11 protein-coding genes are annotated in these 14,751 nt (G+C 44.4%); 7 read left to right on the forward strand and 4 right to left on the reverse strand.

Annotated elements, in window-relative coordinates:
* The first annotated feature begins 2 nt into the window (after positions 1-2).
* Positions 3-3,137 (forward strand): efflux RND transporter permease subunit, encoded by a 3,135-nt coding sequence (locus tag ABMY42_RS05715; RefSeq protein ID WP_349266118.1) that lies wholly within the window; start codon positions 3-5, stop codon positions 3,135-3,137.
* Positions 3,138-3,173: 36 nt separating this feature from the next.
* Here ABMY42_RS05715 and ABMY42_RS05720 read toward each other — a convergent pair whose 3' ends face one another.
* Positions 3,174-4,463, reverse strand: a complete 1,290-nt coding sequence (locus ABMY42_RS05720) for a peptidoglycan DD-metalloendopeptidase family protein (protein ID WP_005449171.1) — start codon at positions 4,461-4,463, stop codon at positions 3,174-3,176.
* A gap of 130 nt (positions 4,464-4,593) precedes the next feature.
* On the opposite strand from ABMY42_RS05720, the gene tyrS reads away from it, so the two are divergent.
* Both tyrS and ABMY42_RS05730 read left to right on the forward strand, forming a co-directional pair.
* Positions 4,594-5,781, forward strand: coding sequence for a tyrosine--tRNA ligase (gene tyrS / locus ABMY42_RS05725; RefSeq protein WP_005449169.1), 1,188 nt, complete (start codon positions 4,594-4,596; stop codon positions 5,779-5,781).
* Positions 5,782-6,205: 424 nt separating this feature from the next.
* Positions 6,206-7,051, forward strand: coding sequence for a magnesium transporter (locus ABMY42_RS05730; protein ID WP_349266119.1), 846 nt, complete (start codon positions 6,206-6,208; stop codon positions 7,049-7,051).
* On the opposite strand, the gene dacB is transcribed toward ABMY42_RS05730, so the two are convergent.
* Entirely contained in the window at positions 7,030-8,454 is a 1,425-nt protein-coding gene (gene dacB / locus ABMY42_RS05735) for a serine-type D-Ala-D-Ala carboxypeptidase (RefSeq protein ID WP_009698726.1), read from the reverse strand. The two genes, ABMY42_RS05730 and dacB, sit on opposite strands and share 22 nt — an antisense overlap.
* 116 nt (positions 8,455-8,570) lie before the next feature.
* Complete coding sequence (locus ABMY42_RS05740; protein WP_038897999.1) at positions 8,571-9,581, reverse strand: porin; 1,011 nt, start codon at positions 9,579-9,581, stop codon at positions 8,571-8,573.
* Between the two features lie 537 nt (positions 9,582-10,118).
* Here ABMY42_RS05740 and greA point away from each other — a divergent pair.
* Entirely contained in the window at positions 10,119-10,592 is a 474-nt protein-coding gene (gene greA / locus ABMY42_RS05745; protein WP_005439449.1) for a transcription elongation factor GreA, read from the forward strand.
* Between the two features lie 91 nt (positions 10,593-10,683).
* On the opposite strand, the gene yhbY is transcribed toward greA, so the two are convergent.
* Positions 10,684-10,980 (reverse strand): ribosome assembly RNA-binding protein YhbY, encoded by a 297-nt coding sequence (gene yhbY, locus ABMY42_RS05750; protein WP_005425257.1) that lies wholly within the window; start codon positions 10,978-10,980, stop codon positions 10,684-10,686.
* Positions 10,981-11,118: 138 nt separating this feature from the next.
* Here yhbY and rlmE point away from each other — a divergent pair, with 138 nt between their 5' ends.
* The 3 genes from rlmE to folP all read left to right on the forward strand — a co-directional run bounded on the left by rlmE (position 11,119) and on the right by folP (position 14,735).
* Positions 11,119-11,748, forward strand: coding sequence for a 23S rRNA (uridine(2552)-2'-O)-methyltransferase RlmE (gene rlmE, locus ABMY42_RS05755; RefSeq protein ID WP_005439450.1), 630 nt, complete (start codon positions 11,119-11,121; stop codon positions 11,746-11,748).
* A gap of 108 nt (positions 11,749-11,856) precedes the next feature.
* Positions 11,857-13,836 (forward strand): ATP-dependent zinc metalloprotease FtsH, encoded by a 1,980-nt coding sequence (gene ftsH / locus ABMY42_RS05760; protein WP_009698724.1) that lies wholly within the window; start codon positions 11,857-11,859, stop codon positions 13,834-13,836.
* Positions 13,837-13,904: 68 nt separating this feature from the next.
* Positions 13,905-14,735: a dihydropteroate synthase gene (gene folP, locus ABMY42_RS05765; RefSeq protein WP_349266120.1), complete on the forward strand. Its 831-nt coding sequence runs from the start codon at positions 13,905-13,907 to the stop codon at positions 14,733-14,735.
* Positions 14,736-14,751: the final 16 nt, after the last annotated feature.

Below are 14,751 nucleotides of genomic sequence, written 5' to 3' on the forward strand. Positions count from 1 at the left end.
ATATGTTTGCTTTGATTGATGCTGCGTTATCGCGTGCACGTACCATGCTTACATTGTTGGTGATGATTTTGATTGCCGGAGTGATCACCTACATTACGATTCCGAAAGAGTCGAGCCCCGACATTACCATCCCTATTATCTATGTTTCGGTTAGCCACCAAGGTATTTCCCCGACCGATGCGGAGCGCTTATTGGTTCGTCCTATAGAGCAAGAGCTTCGTTCAATAGAAGGCGTTAAGGAGATGACCGCGATTGCTTCAGAGGGACATGCGTCGGTTACTCTAGAGTTCAGTGTCGGCGTTGACTTAGCTGAAGCTATGGCTGATGTTCGTGATGCGGTGGATCTTGCTAAACCTAAATTGCCTGAAGACAGTGATGAGCCAACAGTTAACGAAGTAACATTCGCATCTGAAGAGCCTGTCCTCACTCTGGTTCTGTATGGCACAGTCCCTGAGCGTACAACAGTACAAATCGCACGAGCTTTACGTGATAAGTTGGAAAGCTATCGTCAGGTATTGGAAGTCGATATTGCGGGGGATCGCGAAGATATCGTTGAGATCGTGGTCGATCCGTTATTGATGGAAAGTTACGGTTTGGATCAAGCCGATATCTACAATTTGATTGCTTTAAACAACCGAGTGGTTGCTGCTGGCTTTGTCGATACTGGTTATGGTCGCTTCTCGGTTAAAGTCCCTTCCGTATTCGATTCGTTAAAAGATGTATTAGAGCTGCCGATCAAGGTAAATGGCAAAGAGGTGATCACTTTTGGTGATGTCGCGACAGTGCGCCGAGCCTTCCGTGACCCTGAAAGTTTTGCTCGTTTAGATGGTGAACCAGCGGTGGTGCTCAATGTGAAAAAGCGTGCCGGTGAAAACATCATAGAAACGGTTGAGCTCGTTAAACAAGTTCTGATTGAAGCGCAAAAGCAGACTGGTTGGCCGAATAACCTGCAAGTTAAATACACTTGGGATCAGTCTGATGACGTTAAGCTGATGCTTAGCGATCTGCAAAACAACATTCTGTCTGCAATTATTCTGGTCGTTATTGTCATCATTGCCATTCTGGGTGTTCGAACGGCACTGTTAGTTGGTATTTCTATTCCGGGCTCTTTCTTAACTGGCTTATTGGTGTTGTCGGTTTTTGGTTTGACCGTCAACATCGTGGTGCTATTCGCACTGATTATGGCTGTAGGCATGTTAGTCGATGGTGCCATTGTTGTTACGGAATTTGCTGATAGGCGGATGCAAGAGGGCACACCACGTAAAGAAGCATATAGGGATGCAGCAAAACGTATGGCATGGCCGATTACCGCTTCTACAGCAACCACTTTGGCAGCGTTTGCACCATTGCTATTTTGGCCGGATATTACTGGTGAGTTCATGAAATACTTACCATTAACTCTCATTGCAACCCTCAGTGCTTCGCTAATGATGGCATTACTTTTCGTCCCTGTGATTGGTGGAATCATTGGTAAGCCTCAAGTCGTCGATGCACAGCGTCAGCAAGAGATGGTTGACCTGCATAATGGTGAATTTGATAAAGCGACAGGCATTACCAAGCTTTATTACAAAACCCTGTCTATCGCGATCCGACATCCATTGAAAGTGTTACTCAGCGCAATTTTGCTCGCGGGTGGTGTTGGCTTTACTTACAACAAAGCCGGCTTAGGTGCGGAGTTCTTTCCTGAAGTGGATCCCGCCTTCTTTACTGTCAAAGTTCGTTCTTATGGTGATTTGTCGATCAATGAGAAAGACATCGTAATGAAAGAGATTGAAAAAGTAATGTTAGGGCATGATGAGTTTGAAAGCGTCTACACACGTACTGGTTCCGATTCAAATGACGGTGATGAGATTGGTCAAATTCAGATCACGCCGGTGGATTGGCAATATCGTCGTAAAGTCAAAGATATTATTGAGGAACTTAAGCAAACCACCAATCAATTCTCCGGTGTTGAGTTGGAATACAAATTCCCCGATGCAGGACCACCAGTTGAGCATGATCTCGTGATTGAAATGTCGGCGCAAAACTCAAGTATCGATCAATTGGACAGTGCCGCCAAAATGGTTCGTTACTGGGCTGATCGTAACCCTGCGTTAACTAACTTAAGTGATACAACGAATAAAGAAGGAATTGATTGGCAGATTGATATCCGCAGAGACGATGCTTCTCGCTTTGCGGCCGATGCAACGTTGGTTGGAAACACCGTTCAGTTTGTTACCAACGGTTTGAAGATTGGTGATTATCTTCCGGATGATGCCGATGAAGAAGTCGATATCTTAGTACGTTATCCGCAAGATAAGCGTGATATTGGGCGTTTTGATCAGCTGAGAGTGAAAACGGCTGCGGGCTTAGTACCGATTACTAACTTTGCTCAAATTAAACCGGATCATAAGCAGGATACGATTCGCCGAGTTGATGGGCGCCGAGTGGTAAATATCAAAGCGGATATGGTTGAGGGGTATAACCTCGCACTGGAGCTACCAAAGATAACGGCGGAAGTGGCGCAATTGGGTTTACCTGCTGGGATTGAGTTTAAAATTCGTGGGCAAAACGAAGAGCAAGAGAACTCTTCCGCTTTCTTGCAAAATGCTTTTATGGTTGCTCTTGGTGTGATGGCGCTTATTTTGATTACTCAGTTTAATAGCTTCTATCAAGCCTTTTTGATCCTAAGTGCAGTGCTTTTCTCTACGGTCGGTGTGTTTGCTGGATTGCTGATTTTCCAAAAGCCATTCGGCATTATTATGTCGGGCATTGGGGTGATCGCACTGGCCGGGATTGTTGTGAACAACAATATTGTATTGATAGATACTTACAATCAGATGCGTAAACGAGGGCTAGAAAAGTCAGAGGCAATTTTGCGTACCGGAGTACAGCGTCTGCGACCTGTATTGTTGACCACAGTAACGACGATACTTGGCTTGCTGCCAATGGTGCTAGAGATGAACATCGACTTAGTTAACCAGAAGATTGAATTTGGTGCACCGAGTACGCAGTGGTGGTCTCAATTAGCAACTGCAGTTGCAGGTGGGCTCGCATTTGCAACCGTGTTAACTCTAGTGCTTACTCCATGTTTATTGATGCTAGGTAGAGAGCACAATACTGACGAACCTGAACCTGAAATAAAAGAGGCAGCGTAAGCTGCCTCTTAGGTATTGTCGTGAATCACGACTTATTTATTTCATTGCGAGCAACTTACTGTAGCGTTCTAGTTTTGCCATGCTCACTTTTGCGTTCGCCATGAAGGTTTGTTTTGCTTTACCCGTTAAAGATTTTGACTGCGGAAGCTTAACTGTTCTAGCGTTCTTGTGTACGCCGTTTACCAAGAATTCGTAGTGCAAGTGAGGTCCCGTAACCCGCCCAGTGCCGCCGAGCGTACCAATGGTTTGTCCTTGTTTCACTCGCTGTCCTGTCTTAACCATGCGTTTAGTTAAATGCAGGTATTTGGTAATGTAAGTGTTGCTGTGTTTGATGAACACATAGTTGCCGTTAAACTTATTGTAGGCAGACTTTTGTACCACACCATCACCAGCAGCCCAGATCGGTGTGCCAACAGGCGCAGCGTAGTCGGTGCCTCGGTGAGGACGAACCTTACCAGTGACAGGGTGTAAACGACGAGGGTTGAAATTAGACGTTACGCGACGGAAGTCCAATGGCGCACGCAAAAAGGCTTTCTTCATGGCTCGACCATTTTCATCGTAATACTTGCCGCTCTTTTCATCCAAAATTGCAGTAAAGGTATCACCTTGGTTCTTAAACACTGCAGCAATAATTTTTCCTCGCCCAATGACTTCACCTTCGACGACTTCTTCTTGGTAAAGCACACGGAAAGTATCGTTTTTACGAATATCCAATGCAAAGTCGATGTCCCAACCAAAAATGCCTGCCAGTTCCATAATTTGGTTTGCATTCAACCCAGATGAAATACCGGCATTCCAGAAGTTAGATTTAATCGTCGCTTCAGCGTAGTTGTACTGATAATCGACTTCTTTTTTATCGATCTCTGAGACGTATTTGTTGCCTTGCAGCTTAATGCGGAAAGTTTCAAACGCATTCAGCGTACGTTGAAGTTGAACAAAGTCGTTGTTTTCATCAAACCCAAATTTCAGCTTATCTCCTGGACGAAGACGAGAGAGCTGCTGTTTGATTTCTTTATCTGAAGTGATCAGTTCATGCAAAAGACGAGGGGATAAGCCGACGCGGTTAAAAAGTACCGCTGCACTTTCCCCATTTTTGACCTTATATGTTTCCCAACGCAAGACAGAAGGAAGATTAGAAGAAGCGCTGCGCTCTGGTGATTCGACAGATATCGACACTGGATAATGCTCGCCAACTTTAAGGCGGCTTTGCTGCGGATCGAGGTCTTGCGGATCGGGTAAGAAAAATAGCGCGACGATGATAAGCGCACTAAAAAAGCCGATCAGTACTTTGTGCAAGAGTGGGAGTCGGACAAAAATCGAATGCATGAGGTACTTGATTACTAAATTAAACGTAAAAATTGACAACTACCTAGTCTAACGTGTTTCAAAATGCATCGCTATTCAAGTAAGATGTTCAGCTATTATATTTTTGCCAAATCTGTGGGAGTGAACAAGAATGGCGAGCATTGAAGCTGCACTAGCCGAGATTAAGCGCGGTGTTGAAGAGCTGATTCCAGAAGAAGAGCTGATCGCAAAACTTAAAGAAGGTCGTCCTCTACGTATTAAATTGGGCGCCGATCCAACAGCACCTGACATTCACCTAGGCCATACGGTTATTTTCAATAAGCTTCGCTTGTTCCAAGAACTAGGTCATGAAGTGACATTCCTTATCGGTGATTTCACTGCAATGGTTGGTGACCCAACAGGCAAGAACACAACTCGTCCACCGCTAAGCCGTGAAGACGTGCTACGTAACGCAGAAACGTACAAAGAACAGGTGTTCAAAATCCTAGACCCAGCTAAGACAAAAATTCAGTTCAACTCTGAGTGGCTATCTGAGCTTGGTGCAGAAGGCATGATCCGTCTTGCTGCAAACCAAACTGTTGCTCGTATGCTAGAGCGTGATGATTTTAAAAAGCGTTACGCTGGTGGTCAGCCAATTGCTATCCATGAGTTCATGTACCCACTACTTCAAGGTTGGGACTCAGTAGCAATGGAAACTGACGTTGAACTGGGTGGTACTGACCAGAAGTTCAACCTACTGATGGGTCGCGAGTTGCAAAAATCTCACGGTCAAAAACCACAAGTTGTTCTTATGATGCCACTTCTAGTCGGTCTAGATGGTGAGAAGAAGATGTCTAAATCTTCTGGTAACTACATTGGTATCAGCGAAGCACCAAGCGAAATGTTTGGTAAGATCATGTCAATCTCTGATGATCTAATGTGGAGCTACTACGAGCTGTTGTCTTTCCGTCCTCTAGAAGAAATTGCACAATTTAAAGCGGATGTAGAAGCAGGCAAGAACCCTCGTGATATCAAAGTACTGCTAGCAAAAGAAATCATTGCACGCTTCCACAGTGAAGCAGATGCAGATGCGGCAGAGCAAGAGTTCGTTAACCGTTTCGCGAAAAACCAAATTCCTGACGAAATGCCAGAGTTTGATTTTGAGACTGGCACGCCAGTAGCAAACCTATTGAAAGAAGCGGGTCTATGTGCTTCAACTTCTGAAGCTATGCGCATGGTTAAGCAAGGCGCAGCTAAGATCGAAGGCGAGAAAGTTGCTGATGCGAAGTTTGTTCCTGAAGCAGGCACTTACGTATTCCAAGTAGGTAAACGTAAATTCGCACGTATTACTATTAAGTAATCAATAACTGTTCAAAATGAAAGCGCCTTATAGGCGCTTTTTTTGTATTAAAATTTGGTGAATACACGCGAGATTGACTGTAAAAATGGTCGAACTTTGTTACTATACGCGCGCTGCTACGTGAGCAGCTTTATCGGAGATTTACATGAACAATACCGACCATCCTCCCAGTTGTTGGGTGAGTAAGATTAAGGGAGCGAAATAACCCGCTTCGGTATTGGCGATCTCCGCCTTACCTTAGTGGTGAGGCATCTTTTCTTCTAGTTTTCCTTTTATTATTTCCTTTCATAAATTCTGAATAGACAGTGCTTTGGCATTGATGTTTTCGCGCGTCCTGCATTTGTATTTATACAAGTCGGGTGTGCAGAAAGCTTTTTGCGTGCGTTGTCGATGGTCGTTACCAATGCCAATCGGGAGATTCGCCATGACGGTAATGAACAACACTTTTATTGAAACAACACCAAACTTCTCAGAAGTGGAGATTGGTGCCGCTCGTAATGCCTTTTTGCAATACGAACAAGAGCAACAATTGCACCTACTAACGATCATGCCTATTGACGAGGCGGTTGGTATTTTGCAGCACTGCTCGGTTGGCTATGTAAATAGCCTTATCGCTCAACTTGAACAAGCTGGATATGATAAACGTGCTCGTCACTATGCTCACCAATTAGGTTTGCATATGTCGGAAGTCGATACACCAGATGGCTACTTATCGACTAGTGTGTTGGAACATGTGAAGCAGCGTATTGGTTGGATCATTGCTCTTGCCCTTTTAGGGATAGTGTCGGGTTTGATCATTGCTCAGTATGAGGACACTTTAAGTCAACTTGTATTGCTTGCCGTGTATATGCCCGTAATCGCTGCAGCTGGTGGTAATACCGGAACTCAGGCTGCGACCTTAGTCATTCGCGCACTCGCCACTGGAGAGTTAAAGAAACGCCAATGGTTAGAAGTTTTGTGGAAAGAAAGTCGTGTAGCGCTGTTTATTGCCTTGGCGATTGCGATCGTGATGATTGGTCGAATCATGCTATTTAGTGGTGGGCAATCAACAGGGGGCTTTGCACTGGAAGATATCGTATTAGCCATTGCGGTTGCGTTATTTATTCAGGTGACTATCTCAACCACACTTGGCGGATTACTTCCTATCATAGCGCGTGCATGTAAACTGGACCCCGCCGTATTGGTGAGCCCAGTATTAGCATCGATCGTCGATATCTCAGGTATGTGGATCTACTTTACCGTGGTGAACTACTTCTTAGGCATTGCCTGACTAAAACTCACAATGTCTTGGTAGAACAATTTCTCAAAACGAGTAATAGGGGCGACGACAGGCTTGTTATCGTCCCTTTTTTCTGGGAAATAGTCCGACACAAACTGAACAAATAGCGTGTTTGGTTTGCCGTTTTTATCAAGCCCATACCCCGCCATATTGTACGTGCCGTACAAGGACCCGCTTTTTGCAATCAACTGTCCTTTGATAGGAGCTTTACGCATACTCTGGCGGTACTGCAATGTTCCTGATTCACCGGACTTTGGCATAATTGCTATCAAGTTGAGTTCTTGTTCGTGTTGCCAAATGTAGCGCAAGATAGCAGCCATCGACTTCGCTGAAATGCGGTTATTGCGTGATAAACCTGACCCATCTTCTAATCGGGCATTGCGAATGTCGATCCCCGTATTGGAGAAAATGATTTGTTTGATTGCTTCAGTGCCGTTAGTAAAACTGCCAGGTTGCACAAAGAACTTAGCGCCAAGTGTTTTAGTAAGAGTATCGGCAATTAAGTTATCTGAGCGTTTTAACATCTCATCAAGCAACTGTGGTAATGGTTTTGATTTGTGTACTGCCAATAACTTGCGTGACTTTTCAGGTGCTTTGCCGACTCGAATTTTTCCTTTTAATGAAATGCCGACTTGCTTGAGCAATTTCTCTACTTTTTGGCTTGTGTAGCCTTCAGGATCTTGCACTGCAAACTTGAGGGGGAGTGGTTTATCGCCACGGTCTACTAAGCAGCCGGTTAGTTGATATTGGTTGTTTGGGTTAGCGATGAGCTCTAAATCACAATGACGGCTCTTCTGGACGCTTTTTGACACGGTTTGAGCGCTGGTGGCGACATTAATTGGTTGATGCTCAGGAACATAAACACGAGTTGTACCGTTTTTTTGTGTGTATATCGATGCTTGAACGCAATTTTCATTCAGTGTCACAGCAGATGCAGGAGCGCTATAGCAAACGCCTAGAATATCCCATGGCCATCCAACGGCACGGTTGTAGCCAGTAAAAGCGCTGTTATCTAACCAAAGATCCCCATTGATTCGGTTTAGACCGTTTTTTTTCGCTCGTGTCAGCATGGTTTTAAGATCTTGCGTTACAAGCGTAGGATCGCCGGAAAAAGTGAAGACGGCGTCAGAGTTGGAGCTTTCTAACGTTGTACGAAAAGTAAAGCCATTGCCCAGCTCAAGCTTTGCAGCCAAGGCTGTCACAACTTTTAATGTACTTGCTGGGGGGAAATACTGCTCAGTGGGATGAATGCCTTTTAGCTCACTTTGCCCATTAAGTTTTTCAGCAACCAAACTGATACGTGCTCCGTCTGGCAGCACCTCTTGGTGGGGATAAGCAAAAGAGAGAAGTGGAGTAAGGCTAGAGAGTAGTAACAATGACCAACGTAAGCGCATAGTAATAGTTCGTAAGGTTAGTTATGCAATTGAGTATATACCGAAAAATCGCAGAATTCTGGATATAAAAAATGCCCGCATAAGCGAGCATTTTATCTTCAAGTCGTAAGACTGAATTAGAAGTCGTAACGTAGACCTAGAGCTAGCTCGTCTTCAGAATCGATCTTCGTTGCTTTGTAGTTAGCAGAAGTCGTTGAGCCCATAGCATCGCCAGCATCAATTAGGTTGAAGTTGTACGATACGTAACCACGGAAGTTAGGCTTGAAGTAGTAAGACGCGTCAACTGCGAAGTTGTTTGCAGAAGTTTCGTTGTTAGTTTCTGCGTTGTTGTACGTCGTTGTGAACACTGTTTGACCTAGAGTGTAAGCACCTGCTAGTTCGTAACCAGTGTAATCTACAGTTTTCTTGAATGTTGCTTCTTTTTCACCGTCAGTGAATAGACCTGCAAAGTATAGGTCGTTCATTGTGTAAGAAGCAGCAAGCATGTATTCGTTAGCGTCAGATTGGTCTGCGTAACCAGCACCTAGGTCAAGACCTGTGTCGCCTAGAGTGTAGATAGCAGATAGAGAGTAGCCATCTTCGCCGTTATCAGTGTACTCAGTACCAGCTGCGTTTTCTACGCGGTCAGCGAAACGGTAGCTAGCTTTAACTGCTAGGTTTTCGAATTGACCTTTGTAAGACAGCATGTTGTCTGAACGGTCAGCTGCAGCTAGTTTGTCAGCAGCAGAGTTACCAGCGTACGCCATGATATCTGTGAAGTCAGTGATAACGCCTAACGCACCGTCGTTTTTACCGTAAGTAACTTCACCGAATGCACCGCCTAGACCAGCGTATGCGTAACGAGTGTCAAGGTTGCTTTTGCCGTCTACGCCGCCTTCTTCAGCAGTAGTAAATTCACCTTCCCAGAAACCAACACCGTATAGGTTGTCGTTGATTGCTTGTGTGCCAAGGAAGTTTAGACGGATACGAGAGTTGTCCGCTACGTCGCCATCTTTCATAGATAGACGTGCTTCAGCACGACCGCCCATTTCTAGAGAAGTGCCGTCTTGGTTGTAAAGTTCAGCTGCGTTAACGCCAGTTGCCATAGCTGCTGCAGATACAGAAAGAGCAATTAGAGTCTTTTTCATCTTATTTGTCCTAGTTAGCTGTCCATAATCATTGTTTTATGGGGGAGAGGTTATCTCTCACAAGCTATTGTTGTTCGTATAGTTTCATTCGCGGCAAATGCCCACACTCGAAAAAGCCATAACGAAATAACTTGCCGGACATGTTTTACTGCTAAAGTTTCCTTATGAGTTAGTAAAATGATATAAATCCAACTAATGAACACTGTTCAATTGCTTGTTGTTTTATTTTAAGTTGTTGTTTTTAAGTGATTATATCTTGCCTAACATTGGTCTGACATTGATTTGTTTTTATCTTTTTTGATGTTTTTAGTGTAATGAACAGTGTTGTTTTTCAATAAATTGCGATGATGCGTAAATCTAAAAACGATTGATGGCGTGGTATTAACCACACAACTGAGTCGCGAAATCGAATTAAGGTGATTTCACACCCTAGTTTGTTTAAACTAACCAAAACAGAATCTTTGAACGTACTACCTAGTCCCTATGATTGGGTGGGATTTTTTTGTCCAAAGACACCTTTGGCCTTGAGGTTATATAATGGAAAAAGTTCCAATGACACTACGTGGCGAACAGTTGCTACGTACAGAACTCGATCGTCTACTAAAGCTTCGCCCGCAAATTTCAGAAGCAATCGCAGAAGCGCGTGAACTAGGCGACTTGAAGGAAAACGCAGAATACCATGCAGCTCGTGAAGAGCAGGGGATCTGTGAAGCACAAATTCGTGACATTGAATACAAGCTATCTGTTGCTCAAGTCATTGACGTAACAACGATGGACAACACTGGTAAGGTGATTTTTGGTTCAACCGTTACTCTGATTGACTGTGATACAGAAGAAGAGAAAACCTACCAAATCGTGGGTGATGACGAAGCAGATATTAAAGCGGGTCGTATTTCGATTAGCTCGCCAATTGCTCGTGGCTTGATCGGTAAAATGGAAGGTGACGAAGTTGTTATTCAAACTCCTGGCGGAGCGAAAGACTTCGAAATCGACAGCGTTGAGTACATCTAACTTCGTGTTCTAACGGTTAGTTGAAATAAACTCTAGATGCAAAAAAGGTCGCCTATGGCGACCTTTTCTTCTTCCGCTGCGCAAGTAGGTATTACTTACGTGGGATTTCGATTTTACGCTCTTCAGACTGGCGGTATAGCACAAGTACCTTACCGATTGTCTGAACTTTTTCAGCGCCCGTCTCACGTACGATAGCGTCGATGATCAGCTGTTTTGTCTCACGGTCTTCTGATGCAACTTTAATTTTGATCAGTTCGTGGTGGTCAAGAGCGATTTCAATTTCTGCTAGCACGGCTTCTGTAAGTCCATTTGCGCCCATTAGCACAACAGGTTTTAAACTGTGAGCCAGGCCTTTTAGGTGCTGCTTTTGTTTGGTGCTTAGGTTCATTACGCGGCCAATTTTCTTTAAAATAAGGGTTGAAAAAAGCTATTTTAACGCCATCTATTGCTGAAGACTATAATTTATTGAGTAATAGGTTGAGCCTATTAAAACAATAGCTCCTAATTACGCCTTGTTGGGATTAAGATGAGTAAACAAAAACATTCGGCTAGTTCTGGTCGTTGGTTGAAAGAACACTTTGACGATAAATATGCGAACGAAGCTCGTAAAAAAGGCTATCGTTCTCGTGCTTACTTCAAAATTGAAGAGATCCAAACAAAAGATAAATTGTTGAAATCTGGGATGACAGTCGTCGATTTAGGCGCCGCTCCAGGTGGATGGTCTCAATATGCTGCTAAGATAATAGGTGAAGAAGGTCAAATCATCGCATGTGACTTATTACCTATGGATCCAATCGCTGGTGTAAGCTTTTTGCAAGGTGACTTTCGTGACGAGGCGGTTTTAGACGCTCTATTGGAAAGAATCCAACCTTCGATGGTGGACGTAGTAATGTCTGATATGGCTCCAAACATCGCTGGTAACAATTCCGTAGATCAGCCACGAGCTATGTATTTAGTTGAATTGGCTTTAGATATGTGTCGACAAGTTCTAGCACCTAATGGTAGCTTTGTCGTAAAGGTTTTCCAGGGTGAAGGCTTCGATCAATTTGTGAAAGAAGTCCGAGACATGTTTAAAGTCGTAAAAATCAGAAAACCAGACTCATCGCGAGCTCGCTCACGAGAAGTCTTTGTTGTAGCCACTGGTTACAAAGGTTAACTATTTCGCTCGTTTAGAGCATGGTTAACACTATAGCTACAGCTAATAAACTGTAGTACCCTACCTTTAATTACAATTAGTTATCGAGAGGCTGACACCTTGAGTGACATGGCAAAAAATTTAATTCTGTGGCTTGTTATCGCTGTCGTGTTGATGTCGGTATTCCAGAGCTTTGGCCCTGGAGAGAGCAATGGCAGAACCGTGGATTACACCACGTTTGTACAGGAAGTTGGCCAAGGCCAGATTCAAGAAGCAACTTTTAAAGACGGTGAAATTAGTTTTGTTCGTCGTGGCGGCGGTGCCAAAATGGTCACTTACATGCCTGTGTACGATCAAAAGCTTCTAGATGACCTAATTAACCAAAACGTGAAAGTGCAAGGTACGCCTCCTGAAGAGCAAAGCTTACTTGGCACAATCTTCATTTCTTGGTTCCCTATGATCTTACTGATTGGTGTGTGGATTTTCTTCATGCGTCAAATGCAAGGCGGCGGCGGTAAAGGCGCCATGTCTTTCGGTAAGAGCAAAGCTCGTATGATGAGCGAAGAGCAGATCAAGACGACTTTTGCGGATGTCGCAGGTTGTGATGAAGCAAAAGAAGACGTTAAAGAACTGGTTGACTACCTACGCGATCCAAGCCGATTCCAAAAATTGGGCGGTAAGATCCCGACAGGTGTACTTATGGTTGGTCCTCCAGGTACTGGTAAAACGCTTCTAGCGAAAGCCATTGCTGGTGAAGCAAAAGTGCCTTTCTTTACTATCTCTGGTTCTGACTTCGTAGAAATGTTTGTTGGTGTTGGTGCGTCTCGTGTGCGTGACATGTTCGAACAAGCGAAGAAAGCGGCACCTTGTATCATCTTTATCGATGAGATTGATGCAGTAGGTCGTCAGCGTGGTGCTGGTGTAGGTGGTGGTCACGATGAACGTGAACAAACCCTAAACCAAATGCTCGTTGAAATGGATGGTTTCGAAGGTAACGAAGGTATCATTGTTATCGCAGCGACTAACCGTCCAGACGTGTTGGACCCAGCACTACTGCGTCCTGGTCGCTTTGACCGTCAAGTTGTTGTTGGTCTTCCAGACGTACGTGGTCGTGAACAGATTCTTAAAGTACACATGCGCAAAGTACCTCTAGCAGGTGACGTAGAGCCTTCTCTAATCGCACGTGGTACACCTGGCTTCTCTGGTGCTGACTTAGCAAACCTAGTAAACGAAGCAGCCCTATTTGCTGCGCGTGGTAACAAGCGCAACGTTTCTATGGTTGAATTTGAACTAGCGAAAGATAAAATCATGATGGGTGCAGAGCGCCGTTCAATGGTGATGTCTGAAGAAGTAAAAGAGTCAACTGCTTACCACGAAGCAGGTCACGCGATTGTTGGTCGCCTAGTACCTGAACATGACCCTGTGTACAAAGTCTCTATCATTCCACGTGGTCGTGCGCTTGGTGTGACTATGTACCTACCAGAGCAAGACCGTGTGAGCATGTCTCGCCAACACCTAGAATCTATGGTTTCTAGTTTGTACGGTGGTCGCCTTGCTGAAGAGCTAATCTACGGTGCTGATAAAGTATCGACAGGTGCATCGAACGATATCGAGCGTGCAACTGATATTGCTCGTAAGATGGTGACGCAATGGGGCTTCTCTGAAAAACTTGGTCCGCTTCTATATGCGGAAGAAGAAGGTGAAGTGTTCCTAGGACGTAGCGTGACACAGACTAAACATATGTCTGATGACACAGCGAAGCTAATCGATGATGAAGTTCGTAAGATCATCGACCGCAACTACGACCGTGCGAAGCAAATTCTGGAAGACAACATGGACATCATGCATGCGATGAAAGATGCGCTAATGAAGTATGAAACCATTGATGCTGGCCAGATTGATGACCTGATGGAGCGTAAGACTGAGATTCGTGAACCTGCTGGTTGGGGTGATAAGCCTGCAAACAAACCAGAAGATAACGATAAGCCTCAGGCTAAACCTGAAGTGAAAGCGGAAGAGAAACCAGTTGAACCGACTAAACCGGTAGAACAACCAACGTCTCAAGAAGCGACTTCAAGTGAAGCTCCAGAAAAGAAAGACTCTGAATAAAGAGTAGCGTTAATAAAAAACCCCGAGTTAGGCTCGGGGTTTTTGTTTCTGTTGTGATTATTAAAGCTATGATTATTAAAGCAAACAACAAATCTCTCGACCTTTCCCTCTCGCATGTTATGGCGATCCTCAATGTCACTCCAGACTCGTTTTCTGATGGTGGTAAATTCAACTCGTTAGAGCGTGCACTTGCTCAAGTCGAAAAAATGATTGCTGCTGGCGTTAGCATTATTGATGTGGGCGGGGAGTCTACGCGTCCAGGGGCTCCAGATGTTGCGTTAGAAGAAGAGTTGCAGCGTGTGGTCCCTGTAATCAAAGCGATTCGCGCAAAACATGATGTGTGGATTTCTATTGATACCAGTAAAGCGGAGGTCATGCGTCAAGCTATTGAAGCCGGGGCGGACTTGATTAACGATGTGCGTGCTCTCCAAGAGCCGGGGGCGTTAGAAGTTGCCGCGAAAGCAAACCTTCCTATTTGCTTGATGCATATGAAAGGTCAACCGCGCACTATGCAGACTAATCCTCAATACGATGATCTGATGGATGATGTCTCTGCATTTCTTCAAGAACGCATTGCTGCCTGTGAGTCCGTGGGCATCGATAAATCTCAACTTATTCTTGATCCAGGTTTTGGCTTTGGAAAAACCATTGAACACAATTATCATATGCTGGCACACCTCGATAAGTTTCATGAATTCGGTCTGCCAATTTTGGCCGGTATGTCACGTAAATCAATGATCTTTAAATTGTTGGAAAAACCTGCAGCAGAGTGCGCAAATGCTAGCGTTGTCTGCGCGACAATTGCTGCGATGAAAGGTGCGCAGATCATTCGAGTACATGACTTTGAAGAAACCATTGAGGCAATGAAAGTTGTTGAGATGACGAACAATAATATCTAAAAGAATTAAGGAAATT

Source organism: Vibrio sp. SSH13-20, from assembly GCF_040104475.1.
GTDB classification, from domain to species: domain Bacteria; phylum Pseudomonadota; class Gammaproteobacteria; order Enterobacterales; family Vibrionaceae; genus Vibrio; species Vibrio harveyi.